Genomic DNA, 12,903 nt, shown 5'->3' on the forward strand with positions numbered 1-12,903 from the left:
CGGCCTTGTCGGTTATTGCCTGCAGGTTTATTGCTGCGATTTCCTCAATGCAAAACGGCTCGCGGTAATCTTTGAAAGTGCGGCTTCCATTTGCCTTCTTTGTGCGTTGAGTTCGCTTCGATTGAGTTTAAGAAACGCACTGCGCTGAATGAGCTTTGCAGAATTTTTGCTCCAGGACCAAAACAGGAAACTGTTCTGCTCGACGCTGGCAACCAGCTCAATATTGAAAATGGCCAGGTGCAGGTCGCCGTTTGAGTCATACCGAGTGGGTGCAACTTGAAAGCGCCGGCCTCTATGGCTCTCGTTATCGAGCGAAAGTACTGCGGGTTTGTCGGGTTTCAGGGCATCCAGAGTGTCCATCATCGCGCTGGCCTGACGGACATCATTCATTTTCTCTGCGCTGAGTACCAGAAAGTCGGCGATGCTTCCATCAAGCACTGTCGTTGTTCTGGTCGTGACAGTACCCTGATGAAGCTTCCAGCCCAGATACATTAACGTGCGTAAATATTCTTCCAGCCAGACTTCAGAATCGGAATAGCGGTTGTGGGCCATGTCGGCTGAACGGGTGGCGACGCGGGTACAGTCAGTCAGGTCGTTATAGTCTTGAAGCGACAAGTTGTCGATGCAGGAAATAATGTTGTGTTGAGTGAGTGCGCCAATTGGAGTCTCATTGTTCATCGTGTTCTCGGTTGTCAAATGGCATTTTCAATGTGCGGTGTATCTTGCAAGCTCCGGGCGGTGTTTGAAATGCAGTATTTGTAAGTATTTTGGTTTTTTAGAGTGGCGCGTGAAAGTTAATATGTTGAATTAAGTTGAGGGTGTTCGTTTGGTTGTTCGTCAGTTAGTTTTGTTTGCGCTTGAACAGTGAGCGCAAAAAAACATTACTGGTTTATGGAGTTGGAGTTGTGATGGAAAATACAAAAAACAGCGAACAATGTGTGTCGTTGGTAAAGGCACGTATCGCCAAGCGTCTGGAGTTGGGTGCTGAAGTCATTGGCACTGCGCGTGCCAAGGCCTTTTTCACGGTTGATCCGACCAGTCCGACTAAGGAGCTTGATGCAGTTGTTCTGGCGAACGCGCTGGTGGGTTATGGCGAAAATATTACCCTTGAGAACATGGCAATTATCGAGAATCTGATCAAGTTCGCCAAACTCGAAGCGAATTTCGAGGTGCCTGGGAATAATCCGGAACAGTGGTACCACGCATTCTTGCAGTGTATGGATGACCTGGGGTGTTTCGTTGCGGATTCCGGCTACACGGTTTATGAAAAGAACGCTGCGACACTGACGATGGATAACGTCGTAGTGGATATCGTTAAGTCCGGTATTGCGGCTGCGAAAGCTGCAATTCCAGGTGCTACAGCCCTTTCCGCAATCGTTGATACAACACTCGACTCCTTGAAGAAAGAGCCCGAGGCTATCAATCTTTATAATCGTGAAGTGACCAAAGACAAAGGCGTCAGGATGGCGGTCTTGCCGTGCGACCAACTGGCGAACGGTATTATTCTGACTTCCCTGTCGTCGATAGATAGCTCAGGAAGTGAAAGTGAAACTTCGCCGCTGTTTTTCAACTGGAAAACCTCTGGGCGGAGAATCTTTCGCGGCAGTGCCTATCTCACCTTCAATCCCCTGCGTTATTCGGAATTGAAGGCTGACCTGGAGGAGTACCTGGGCGAGCACTTCAAGGCGGCACTGAGCAAGCGTTTTGAACGACGCAAGAAAAAATAACCAATGGTTGCGAAGGCTGGCGAATGTGATCGCCAGCCTTGTTGCGGAGTTAAACAGATGACTTACTCGTTATATGTAAACGCGGGTGTCGTTCTGGCTGTATCGCAGGCGCTGTCCCCCGCCATTAAAAAAGATGTGCTGGATACGGTAGCTTTCGCCACGCTGGCGGCGGACGAGGATTTTCCGGGAGAGCTGAACGACGAACAATGGTTTGGTACCCACTCAGAGATGCTGACTTCCTGTGGCTGGAGTCTGTTTGCTCATGAGATGGATCAGGTGCCATTGATCAAAGGGCAATTTCTTTCAGCAAGGGCCGCTATCGGGCATGTGGCTGAATTGCGATTGCCTGGTCACCAGGCTGCGGTGATCTCGGCTGCATTGGAGGCGCTGGCTTCAGTCACCAGAAGTGGTGAATTGCCCGAGCGATTTAGCCAGCATTGCCTGGTGAGTGACGCTCAGACGTCGTGGCTCAGGGCAATGGTCGGGATCGTTGAAGACGATGGGATTCTTAGCATCGTTTCCGTGTCGTTCAACACTTCGGAACAATCCGGAAAAGGGAAGGTGTCGCCGGATTCTGGTCGACGAGCTACTCGTCTTACTTATGCGGCGCGTTTCAATCAGGATCAGTTTGAAGCATTCCGGCAAGACACGATCGAATGGCTGGCCCAGGAGCCGCAACCCGCGTACATCGAAATCGGCGTGTTTTCGGGTCCAGTGTGAAAGCAGGTCAGGTGCGGGCATGTAGTCGTGAACGGCAGGTTCACGACTTTTTCGTTTTATCCGAATGGTCTGGTTGTCTGGATTTTGCACGACGCCAGATTCAGGGCACCAGATAGCCCTTGATGCCGGTAAATATGATCTGGGCCGCCAAGGCACAGACAAACAACCCCATCAGTCGGCTGACAATCTGCAAACCCTGGTCTCCTAGGATCCGCTCGATGCGGTTCGACAGGTACAGCACTACGCCCACCGTGAAGCTGGCCAGCGCGATACTGAGGATCGCTGTGAGCTTGTCGTCCCAATGGGGCTGGCTCACGCCCATCACCAGGAGCGCACCGATGGTCCCGGGGCCAACCGTCAGGGGGATGGTCAGCGGGACTATGGTTACGTCCTGCTGCACGTTATCGGCTTGTACCGCAGACTTGCCCTGGGCCATCCCCAGCGCTGAGATGAACAGCACGCTGCCGGCACCGATACGGAATGCGTCCACGGTAATGCCGAATACGTCGAAAATCACTCGGCCGAACAGATAAAGCAGGACGCTGGACACCAGTGTGGCAATCGCCACTTTCCACGCCAGGCGACGTTGTTCCTTGCGCGAATAACCGCGGGTCAGGCTGATAAAGCAGGACAACACGAAGAACGGGCTGTAGAGCACCAGCATCTTCAGGTAAACGCTGAATAACACGTGGAGCATGGCGCGGGCTCGCTGGCGGGAAAGTCGTGGGCAGTCTATCAGGCGCTATCGGGTCTGTCGGCTTACGACGGTTGAGTTGTTGCGCGGTTCTGTTGATCACGCTGGGCCACCCAGTGCTCGATCAGCTCGCGCAGTTGCGACAGCTCCACCGGTTTGGCCATGTGCCCGTCCATCCCGGCCTGACGCGCACGTTCCTTGTGTTCGGCGAGGATGTGCGCGGTCAGCGCGACGATCGGCGTACGGGTGCGCTGATTGCCGACTTCCCAGGCCCGCAGTTGCTGGGTGGCGGAGAATCCGTCGAGGATCGGCATTTCGCAGTCCATCAATACCAGGTCGTAGCGCTGGGCTTTCATCGCCTGCAAGGCCTCTTCGCCATTGCTGGCGGTGTCGGGCTGCAGGTTGAGTTTGCCGAGCATGCCGCGGATGACCTTGGTCGAAATCGTGTTGTCTTCGGCCACCAGAATGCGGAAATCGCTTGGCACCTTGACCGGCGCTGCGGGACTGGCCGGCTGCGGCTGAAACACCACTTGGCCACGGTTGCGCTGGTTCAGTTCGTCGGCCAGCGTGGTCTTGAGGGTGTAGCCGGCCACCGGTTTGGCCAGGATGCGCTTGATCCCCGAGTTGCGTGCGATGATCTTGCTCGGCGCATTGCTGATGCCGGTGAGCATGATCAGCAGGATGTCGTGGTTCAGGCTCGGGTCTTCCTTGATCTTGGCCGCCAGTTGCATACCGGTCATGCCGGGCATGTTCTGGTCCAGCAGGACCACGTCGAAGTAATCACGAAGATGCGCCTTGGTGCGCAGCAAGGCCAATGCTTCCTTGCCCGACGGCACGGCGCTGACGTTCAGGCCCCAGGCGCTGCATTGCTGCACCAGCACCTTGCGGCAGGTGTCGTTGTCGTCGACCACCAGCACGCGCGCGCCTTGCAGCGGGCTGTCGAGGTCCGAGGTCGGGTGCTCCAGGCGATCAGGGTCCAGCGGCAGGGTCAGCCACAGCGTACTGCCCTGGTTGGCGCCGCTCTTGATGCCGAATTCGCCCTGCATCAAACGGATCAATTGGCGGGCGATCACCAGCCCAAGATTGCCGCCCAGGCGGTTGGCCGACAGGAAGTGCTTGCTGTGCAGCTCGGCATGCATCAGTGCGTCGCGCTCTTCCTGATCCATGGGCTGGCCGCTGTCCTGAACGGCAATGCGCAGACGTGGCCCGGTGCTGCGTTCGTCGAGGGCGACCACCACCAGCACTTCGCCTTCTTCGGTTTTCTTCAGGGCGTTTTCCAGCAGGCTCAGCAACGTCTGGCGCAGACGCGTCGGATCGCCGCTGATGACCCGTGGCACTTGCGGCTGGATGAAGCTGATCAGTTCGACGTTCTGTTGCTCGGCCTTGGCGCGGTAGATGCTCAGGCAATCGTCGATCAGCGCGTTGAGGTCGAACTGCACGTCGTCCAGTTCGATCTGCCCGGACTCGAGCCGCGAGATGTCGAGGATCTCGTTGATCAGGGTCAGCAGTTCGTTGCCGGCGCTGTGGATGGTCTGCACGTAGTCGCGTTGTTTGACCGACAGCGGCGTGCCGAGCAGCAGCTCGGTCATGCCCAGTACGCCATTCATCGGCGTGCGGATTTCGTGGCTGATCTTGGCCAGGAATTCGGCCTTGGCATTGATCTCGGCGTTGCTCGCGGCGAGGTCGCGGCTGATGCTGAAGCGGCTTTCGGTGATGCTGCGCTGACGTTCGCCGAGAGCGATGCTCATCAACAGGCCACTGATACAGATAAACCCCGTCAGGACCATGATCAAGCCCTGCGGCGCCACCAGGGTCAGCCCCAGCAAGGCCGGAAGGATGATCAACGTGCCGATGTTGAACACCACCATCGCGGCAACGAACAACCGGGCAGGGCGGTAGCCTTTCTGCCAGTGATAGAAACCCACCAGCAACATGCTCAGCCCGGCCAGGGCCACCAGCGCGTAGGTGATGATGTTCAGCGGCAGGGTGTTGACGAACAACAGCAGCAGGCTGCAGATCACGATGAACAGGATGTCGCCGATCAGCAGCTTGTTCAGCGGATGCGGGCCGAGCGGAGCGAAGAAACGGTAGGCGAACATCAGGCCCGCAGGTGCGGTCAGCAGCAAGGCCAGGTAGGCACCGGGAGTCTGGATTGCGTGCCAGTTCGGCAGCCACGGACCGAGGAGGTTGAGCAACAGCAACAGGCTCAGGCTCAACAGGCCCTCACACACCGCGAGCCAAAGGCTGCTGCGCGAGCGGGTATAGGCGTAGCGGATCAGGTTGTGCAGGATCAGCATCGCCAGACAGCCGAAGAGCAGGCCGTAGATCAGCGTCTGATTGTGATTGGCCGCGGCCATCACCGCCGACTGCAGGGTGATGTACGGGCGCAACTGGTGATCGGAAACCAGTCGCAGGTAAACGTCGAGGGTTTTGTCGCTCTGCGGCAACGGCAGCATGAAGTCGCTGCTCGGCAGCGGTCGCTCCACCTGGGGCTGGGTGGTGCCGGTGTCGCGCTGTTCGATCAGGCGGTCGCCGTCGAGAACATACAGATTGAGGTGCGACAGGTCGGGGGCGAAAATCCGCAGCACTTGTTCGTGCTTGCCGGGCGCCAGTCTGAAGCGCAGCCACAAGGCGCCATCGGGTTCGGCCGCGGTCAGGCGGTCAAGCTCGATAGGACTGAATTGATTGGTGTAGCGGGCGGAGCGGATATCGCTCAGTTGGAGGTTGCCCTGATCGTCAAGCAATACCGACCAGCCACTGCCTTGCGCGGCCTGGGCCGGCAGCATGCAGAGCATGGTCAACAGCGTGACAGTGAAGCCTATGGCAATCCTGAGCCAGCGCACGGCGAAATCCCTTCGTAGGTTGATGCCAGAATATAACGATGCGCAGCGTCGGAACAGTCCGGCAGGGGCGTTGAGCCCCTGCCGGAAACACAGCGTAGCTTATTACCGGGATTCGCCGCGTTCACGGGCAATGGCGCGGTAGCCAATGTCGGTGCGATAGAAGCAGCCTTCCCAGTCGATGGCCTTGGCCAGTTTGTAGGCCTGCTCCTGGGCGGCACCGACGCTGGCGCCCATGGCGGTGGCGCACAGCACCCGCCCACCGGCCGTCACCACGTTTCCGTCCTTGAGCGCGGTACCGGCGTGGAAGACCTTGCCTTCCAGTGCGGCGGCTGCGTCCAGACCGTTGATCGGTGCGCCCTTGGCGTAGTCGCCCGGGTAACCGCCGGCGGCCAGCACGATGCCGACGCTCGGACGTGGATCCCACTGCGCTTCAACCTTGTCCAGCGCCTGAGCCAGTGCCGCTTCGACCAGCAGCACCAGGCTCGATTGCAGACGCAGCATCACCGGTTGGGTTTCCGGGTCGCCGAAGCGGCAGTTGAACTCGATGACCTTCGGATTGCCGGCCTTGTCGATCATCAGACCGGCGTACAGGAAACCGGTGTAGACGTTGCCTTCATCGGCCATGCCGCGCACGGTTGGCCAGATCACCTGGTCCATCACGCGCTGGTGCACGTCGGCGGTAACCACCGGAGCAGGGGAGTAGGCACCCATGCCGCCGGTGTTCGGGCCGCTGTCGCCGTCGCCGACGCGTTTGTGGTCCTGGCTGGTGGCCATCGGCAGGACGTTCTTGCCGTCGACCATGACGATGAAACTGGCTTCTTCGCCGTCGAGGAATTCTTCGATGACGACACGCGAGCCGGCATCGCCAAAGGAGTTGCCGGCGAGCATGTCACGCACGGCGTCTTCGGCTTCGGCCAGGGTCATGGCAACGATCACGCCTTTACCGGCGGCCAGGCCGTCGGCCTTGATCACGATCGGTGCGCCTTTTTCACGCAGATAAGCCAGGGCCGGCTCGATCTCGGTGAAGTTCTGGTAGTCGGCGGTCGGGATTTTGTGGCGCGCGAGGAAGTCCTTGGTGAAGGCTTTGGAGCCTTCCAGCTGCGCGGCACCGGCGGTCGGACCGAAGCAGTCCAGGCCACGAGAGCGGAACAGGTCGACGACGCCGGCCACCAGCGGCACTTCCGGACCGACGATGGTCAGGGAAACGTTTTTCTCGGCAAAGTCAGCAAGCTGCTCAAGGGCCAGCACGTCGATCGCGACGTTTTCGCACTTGGCTTCAATCGCGGTGCCGGCGTTGCCCGGCGCGACGAAAACTTTCTGCACACGCGGATCCTGAGCCACTTTCCAGGCCAGTGCGTGTTCGCGGCCACCGCTGCCAATGATCAAAACATTCATTTCAAAAACCTCGGATGACGCTAATTCTGTTGAGCGCCGCTGGGGCGCTTTTCTGTGGGAGCGAGCTTGCTCGCGAAAGCGGATTTTCAGTCACATCTGAATTGAATGTGCCGCCGTCTTCGCGAGCAAGCTCGCTCCCACAGTGGATCGTGTACTTAGTGACGGAAGTGGCGCATGCCGGTGAATACCATCGCGATGCCAGCTTCGTCGGCAGCAGCAATCACTTCAGCATCACGCATCGAACCACCCGGCTGGATCACCGCCGTGATACCGACCTTGGCCGCATTGTCCAGGCCGTCGCGGAACGGGAAGAACGCATCGGATGCCATCACCGAACCGGCCACTTGCAGACCGGCGTGCTCAGCCTTGATCGCAGCGATACGCGCCGAGTTCACGCGGCTCATCTGGCCAGCGCCGACCCCGATGGTCTGACGGTTCTTGGCGTAGACGATGGCGTTGGATTTGACGAACTTGGCCACTTTCCAGGCGAAGATCAGGTCGTTGATTTCCTGCTCGGTCGGGGCGCGCTTGGTCACCACTTTCAGGTCGTCGGCGCCGATCATGCCGATGTCGCGGCTCTGTACCAGCAGGCCGCCGTTGACGCGCTTGTAGTCCCAGGCCGGAACGCGATCGGCCGACCACTGGCCGCAGGCCAGCAGACGCACGTTGGCCTTGGCGGCGACGATGGCGCGGGCTTCTTCGCTGACGCTCGGGGCGATGATCACTTCAACGAACTGACGCTCGACGATTGCCTTGGCGGTCTCGGCATCCAGTTCGCGGTTGAAGGCGATGATGCCGCCGAACGCCGATTCGGTGTCAGTGGCGTAAGCCAGTTCGTAGGCCTGACGGATACCGCCTTCGGCGTCCGGGCTCACGGCCACGCCGCACGGGTTGGCGTGCTTGACGATTACGCAGGCCGGTTTGACGAAGCTCTTCACGCATTCCAGCGCGGCATCGGTGTCGGCCACGTTGTTGTACGACAGTTCTTTGCCTTGCAGTTGGGTGGCGGTGGCAATGCCGACTTCGGCAGGCTTGGCCTCAACGTAGAACGCCGCGCTCTGGTGCGGGTTCTCGCCGTAGCGCATTTCCTGGGCCTTGATGAACTGGCTGTTGAAGGTGCGCGGGAATTCGCTGCGGTCTTCGGTGCTCAGGGTGTCGGCAGCCTGGTTCACGGTGCCCATGTAGTTGGCGATCATGCCGTCGTAGGCGGCGGTGTGTTCGAACGCCTTGAGCATCAGGTCAAAACGCTGAGCGTAGGTCAGGCCACCGGCCTTGAGGTTTTCCAGAACGTTGGCGTAGTCGCTGGCATTCACCACGATGGCCACGTCTTTATGGTTTTTCGCCGCCGAACGGACCATGGTCGGGCCGCCAATGTCGATGTTCTCGATGGCGGTCGGCAGGTCGCAGCCTGGCTTGCTGATGGTGGCTTCGAACGGGTACAGGTTGACGGCTACCAGGTCGATCGGCTTGATGCCGTGCTCGTTCATGATCGCGTCGTCGATACCGCGACGACCGAGGATCCCGCCGTGGATTTTCGGGTGCAGGGTTTTCACCCGACCGTCCATCATCTCTGCGAAACCGGTGTAATCCGCGACTTCCACTGCGGCCACGCCGTTGTCCTGCAGCAGTTTGAAGGTCCCGCCGGTGGAAAGGATTTCCACGCCTAGGGCTTCCAGCTCCCTGGCGAATTCGAGGATCCCGGTCTTGTCGGAAACACTGATCAAGGCGCGGCGGATCGGCAGGCGGGTAGTCTGGTCGGTCATCTCAATTTCCATCAAAAGCAAGGGAAGTCAGCAAAAAAGGCGACCGGTTTTACGCGGGCGCCTTTCAGGTTTGATTGAATGCTTACAGCAGATCGTACTGCTTGAGTTTCTTGCGCAGCGTGCCGCGGTTCAGTCCGAGCAGCTCGCTGGCCTTGGTCTGGTTGCCCTTGACGTAGTTCATCACGCTTTCGAGCAGGGGAGCCTCGACTTCGGAGAGCACCAGGTTGTACACATCCGTGACGGACGCGCCCTCAAGGTGGGCGAAATAATTGTGCAGCGCCTTCTCGACACTCCCGCGAAGGGTCTGGCCTTCTTCGCTCGGGGTATTGAGGTGCTGTTTCAAATTCACGTTGTCGCTCACGGGTGTTGTTCCACTCACTAAAGTCTCGGTCATCATCGTCATGCGGCCACCCCTTCTCCGTCCCCTGCCAGGCTCTTGTAACGTTCGGCGAAGAACTCCCGAACGTTGGCGCATTGTGTTTCCGTACCATCCAAACGATTGAAGTGGGCGCGAAATTCCCTGGCGCCCGGCAAGGTTGCGAGATACCAGCCCACATGCTTGCGGGCAATTCGCACACCCATCACGTCCCCATAGAAGGCGTGAAGGGCGGCCAGATGCTCAAGCAGAATGCGTTCCACCTCGATCAGCTCCGGCGCCGGCAGTTTTTCGCCGGTACGCAGGAAGTGTTCGATCTCGCGAAAAATCCATGGCCGCCCTTGGGCAGCCCGGCCGATCAACAGGCCATCGGCACCGGTCGCGTCGAGCACGTAGCGGGCCTTTTCCGGCGATACGATGTCGCCGTTGGCAAAGACCGGAATCGACACCGCCTGCTTGATCGCGGCAATGGTGTCGTACTCGGCTTCACCGGTGTACAGGTCGGCGCGGGTGCGGCCATGCACCGCCAGTGCCGTGATCCCGGCCTGCTCGGCGATCTTCGCCACGGTCAGGCCGTTCTTGTTGTCGCGATCCCATCCGGTGCGGATCTTCAGGGTCACCGGTACATCAACTGCTGCCACAACGGCATGCAGGATTTCGGTAACCAGTGCCTCATCCTTCAACAGCGCGGAGCCGGCGGCCTTGTTGCAGACCTTCTTCGCCGGGCAACCCATGTTGATATCAATAATCTGTGCGCCCAGCTCGACGTTGGCCCGGGCCGCATCCGCCAGCATCTGCGCATCGCCACCGGCGATCTGCACCGAGCGTGGCTCGGGATCGCCTTCGTGGATCATGCGCATGCGCGACTTGCGGGTGTTCCACAGGCTCATGTCACTGGTGACCATTTCCGAGACTACAAGCCCTGCGCCCAAACGCTTGCACAGCTGACGAAAGGGCTGGTCGGTGACACCCGCCATCGGGGCGAGGATCAAGCCGTTCTGCAATGTATATGGGCCGATGCGTACCGCCGACATAGGACTTCCCTGAAGTGGGGCCGGATCATGAGAGTTCGAAAAAGGGTTGGCATGATACCCGCTCTCGATGACTGGATAAAGGCTGAATTGAACAAAATCTGAACAGTTATTCTGTTATTACCGCCGGTTTGGTCGTGCGCGGCGCAGTCAGAAAACTGCCGTCAATCCGGGAACGGTGAAGCGTTTCACTCGGGTGAGTGGAAACTCAGGCTGTAGTTCACCGCTTTGGGGCCTGGATCGAGGATGTCCAGAGCGATGTGGATCGGCGTCTGCGGCGGCATTTCCGCCATGCCTTCGAGGTCGCCGTTGAGGTATTCGCCGGGTTTGAAGCGACGACTGGCGATCAGGTGCCCGTTGAGGTCGGCGAAGCGCAACTCCAGCAGCGGAAACGGCTGCGAGAACGGCGCGCGGTTGTAAATGATCGCGTCCACCACCAGCGCACCGCTGAATTCCGGGTGGCTGCGCACCACCAGGTTGCTGCTCTTGATCTTGGCGATGTCCACCTTGGACGGCACCGTGCAGCCAATTTGCGGGCATATTTGCTGGAACCAAGGCCGGTACTGATCCTGGCGGGCCAGTTCATCGAAGTGATAGGCGATGTACTGTCCGCCCAGCCCGGCGGCGGCCAGCACGATCAGCAGCAGCCAGAGCAGACGACGGCCCCAGGGCGAGCGGCGTTTCTGCCAGTCCAGTTGCAGCGGGTCGTCGGTCAGATCCTGCAAGGCTTCGGCGCGAACACTGGATTCGACGCGTTCGCGTTTTTTGCGCGCAGGTTCGATCAGTGCCAGTTCGTCGTCGATGTCGTCGCTGGCGGACAGGCGCTCGCGGCGGGCATTCGGGTCGATCGGGTCGTGCAGGCGCAGTTGCGGAATCGGCGGTTCGTCATCGAGATCCACCGGCTCCAGCGACAGCGAAGGCTCGGTGCGCTCCGGTCTGATCGGCTCGGCCTCGACGGCTTCGGGTGCCTCTTCGACGTCTGCTGCGCGCTCATCCGCCGGTTCGCTGAACAGGCTGTCCGGCCATGTCGTATCTTCCGGTTCGTGGCTGTCGCGGCGGGCACTCAGGGCGTCTTCACGCGGGCGGCCGAACTCGGTGGTCGGCTGGATTTCCCGCTGTTCAAGGCGAGCCAGTTCTTCGTCCAGATCCAGGCTGTCCAGATCCAGCTCGGCGGCACTCCATTGCTTCTGGCTGATGGCGCGCGGTTCGGGCGTTTCGACGATGGCCGGTGGCTCGACAGGCGCCGGCTCGCTGATTAACGGCGTGACCGGCGTGACCGCTTCCTTGCCTGCATGTTGCTCCAGCAATTGCTTGGCGGCATTGAACACTTGCAGGCAGGAGCCGCAGCGAACCACCCCGCGGGCCACGCTCAACTGAGCATGGCTGACGCGGAAACTGGTTTGGCAATGCGGGCACTGGGTGACGAAGCTGTCGGTCATGCGGCGGTCCGGATTGAGCAGGCGGTCATTCTAGCGCCGACGGCCGGTGATGCGCACCCAGCCATCACGATTGGCGATCGGGTCGAGATCGAAGTCTTGCGCGTAGGCAGCGGCGACTTCGTCACCTTGTTCGGCGAGGATCCCGGACAGTGCCAGGCGCCCGCCGGATTTGACCAGGCCGGACAGTTGCGGTGCCAGGGAAACCAGCGGACCGGCGAGAATGTTGGCCACCAGTACGTCGGCTTTGACCTGCGGCAGGTCTTCCGGCAGGTACAGCGCAAACAGTTCGTCAGCGATGTTGTTGCGCCCGGCGTTGTCGCGGGACGCTTCCAGCGCCTGCACGTCGATGTCGGTGCCCACGGCTTCTTTGGCGCCGAGCAGCAGGGCGGCAATCGCCAGAATCCCCGAGCCGCAGCCGAAATCCAGCACGTTGCAGTCTTTCAGGTCCTGGCCGTCCAGCCATTCCAGGCACAGAGCGGTGGTCGGGTGAGTACCGGTACCGAACGCCAGGCCCGGATCCAGCAGCAGGTTGACCGCGTCCGGCTCCGGTGCGGCGTGCCAGCTCGGCACGATCCACAGGCGCTGACCGAAACGCATTGGCTGAAAACCATCCATCCAGCTGCGTTCCCAGTCCTGGTCTTCGATCACTTCGCTGTGATGCTCGGGCAGCGGGCTGCCGGTCAGCAGTTCCAGATGGGCCAGCACCGGTTCCGGTTCGGTACCGCCTTCGAACAGCGCCAGCAAGTGGGTGTGCGACCACAGCGGCGTGGTGTTGAGTTCCGGTTCGAAGATCGGCTGATCTTCGGCGTCCATGAAGGTCACCGACACGGCGCCGACTTCGAGGAATGCGTCCTCGTAGGTTTCGGCTTGTTCCGGGGTGATGGCGAGACGGACTTGCAGCCAAGGCATGGCGGG

Annotated in this window: 11 protein-coding genes; 2 read left to right on the forward strand and 9 right to left on the reverse strand. The window is 59.8% G+C overall.

Going from position 1 to position 12,903, the window contains the following annotated elements:
- Positions 1 to 27 precede the first annotated feature (27 nt).
- Positions 28 to 678, reverse strand: a complete 651-nt coding sequence (locus I5961_RS03145; protein ID WP_227234314.1) for a hypothetical protein — start codon at positions 676 to 678, stop codon at positions 28 to 30.
- A 230-nt stretch (positions 679 to 908) separates the two neighbouring features.
- Between I5961_RS03145 and I5961_RS03150 the strand changes: the two genes are divergently transcribed.
- Positions 909 to 1,727, forward strand: coding sequence for a hypothetical protein (locus I5961_RS03150; RefSeq protein ID WP_227234316.1), 819 nt, complete (start codon positions 909 to 911; stop codon positions 1,725 to 1,727).
- Positions 1,728 to 1,784: 57 nt separating this feature from the next.
- Positions 1,785 to 2,447, forward strand: coding sequence for a hypothetical protein (locus I5961_RS03155; protein ID WP_227234317.1), 663 nt, complete (start codon positions 1,785 to 1,787; stop codon positions 2,445 to 2,447).
- Positions 2,448 to 2,547: 100 nt separating this feature from the next.
- Here the strand turns inward: I5961_RS03155 and I5961_RS03160 are convergent, their stop codons facing one another.
- The 8 genes from I5961_RS03160 to prmA all read right to left on the reverse strand — a co-directional run bounded on the left by I5961_RS03160 (position 2,548) and on the right by prmA (position 12,897).
- The gene (locus I5961_RS03160) at positions 2,548 to 3,144 is read right to left on the reverse strand and encodes a MarC family protein (protein WP_085700989.1); all 597 of its coding nucleotides are present in this window, start codon (positions 3,142 to 3,144) and stop codon (positions 2,548 to 2,550) included.
- Positions 3,145 to 3,206: 62 nt separating this feature from the next.
- Positions 3,207 to 5,984 (reverse strand): hybrid sensor histidine kinase/response regulator, encoded by a 2,778-nt coding sequence (locus tag I5961_RS03165; protein WP_227234319.1) that lies wholly within the window; start codon positions 5,982 to 5,984, stop codon positions 3,207 to 3,209.
- A 102-nt stretch (positions 5,985 to 6,086) separates the two neighbouring features.
- On the reverse strand, positions 6,087 to 7,379 hold the full coding sequence (gene purD, locus I5961_RS03170) for a phosphoribosylamine--glycine ligase (protein ID WP_085700987.1): 1,293 nt from the start codon (positions 7,377 to 7,379) through the stop codon (positions 6,087 to 6,089).
- 155 nt (positions 7,380 to 7,534) lie between these two features.
- Complete coding sequence (gene purH, locus I5961_RS03175) at positions 7,535 to 9,142, reverse strand: bifunctional phosphoribosylaminoimidazolecarboxamide formyltransferase/IMP cyclohydrolase (RefSeq protein ID WP_085703452.1); 1,608 nt, start codon at positions 9,140 to 9,142, stop codon at positions 7,535 to 7,537.
- 82 nt (positions 9,143 to 9,224) lie between these two features.
- Positions 9,225 to 9,545, reverse strand: coding sequence for a DNA-binding transcriptional regulator Fis (fis, locus tag I5961_RS03180; RefSeq protein WP_002555375.1), 321 nt, complete (start codon positions 9,543 to 9,545; stop codon positions 9,225 to 9,227).
- Entirely contained in the window at positions 9,542 to 10,552 is a 1,011-nt protein-coding gene (gene dusB / locus I5961_RS03185) for a tRNA dihydrouridine synthase DusB (RefSeq protein ID WP_085700985.1), read from the reverse strand. The genes fis and dusB overlap by 4 nt, the downstream gene beginning before the upstream one ends.
- A 185-nt stretch (positions 10,553 to 10,737) precedes the next feature.
- On the reverse strand, positions 10,738 to 11,988 hold the full coding sequence (locus tag I5961_RS03190; protein WP_227234321.1) for a DUF3426 domain-containing protein: 1,251 nt from the start codon (positions 11,986 to 11,988) through the stop codon (positions 10,738 to 10,740).
- Positions 11,989 to 12,018: 30 nt separating this feature from the next.
- Positions 12,019 to 12,897 carry a 50S ribosomal protein L11 methyltransferase gene (gene prmA, locus I5961_RS03195; RefSeq protein ID WP_085700983.1) on the reverse strand — a complete coding sequence of 293 codons (879 nt, stop codon included), beginning with the start codon at positions 12,895 to 12,897 and terminating at the stop codon, positions 12,019 to 12,021.
- Between the last annotated feature and the right edge of the window lie 6 nt (positions 12,898 to 12,903).

Origin of the sequence: Pseudomonas sp. IAC-BECa141 (assembly GCF_020544405.1) — a bacterium.
GTDB lineage: Bacteria > Pseudomonadota > Gammaproteobacteria > Pseudomonadales > Pseudomonadaceae > Aquipseudomonas.

Coding starts and splice junctions, on each gene's coding strand:
- I5961_RS03145 (WP_227234314.1), bottom strand. CDS start 678: ATGAACAATGAGACTCCAATTGGCGCACTCACTCAACACAACATTATT.
- I5961_RS03150 (WP_227234316.1), top strand. CDS start 909: ATGGAAAATACAAAAAACAGCGAACAATGTGTGTCGTTGGTAAAGGCA.
- I5961_RS03155 (WP_227234317.1), top strand. CDS start 1,785: ATGACTTACTCGTTATATGTAAACGCGGGTGTCGTTCTGGCTGTATCG.
- I5961_RS03160 (WP_085700989.1), bottom strand. CDS start 3,144: ATGCTCCACGTGTTATTCAGCGTTTACCTGAAGATGCTGGTGCTCTAC.
- purD (WP_085700987.1), bottom strand. CDS start 7,379: ATGAATGTTTTGATCATTGGCAGCGGTGGCCGCGAACACGCACTGGCC.
- purH (WP_085703452.1), bottom strand. CDS start 9,142: ATGACCGACCAGACTACCCGCCTGCCGATCCGCCGCGCCTTGATCAGT.
- fis (WP_002555375.1), bottom strand. CDS start 9,545: ATGACGATGATGACCGAGACTTTAGTGAGTGGAACAACACCCGTGAGC.
- dusB (WP_085700985.1), bottom strand. CDS start 10,552: ATGTCGGCGGTACGCATCGGCCCATATACATTGCAGAACGGCTTGATC.
- I5961_RS03190 (WP_227234321.1), bottom strand. CDS start 11,988: ATGACCGACAGCTTCGTCACCCAGTGCCCGCATTGCCAAACCAGTTTC.
- prmA (WP_085700983.1), bottom strand. CDS start 12,897: ATGCCTTGGCTGCAAGTCCGTCTCGCCATCACCCCGGAACAAGCCGAA.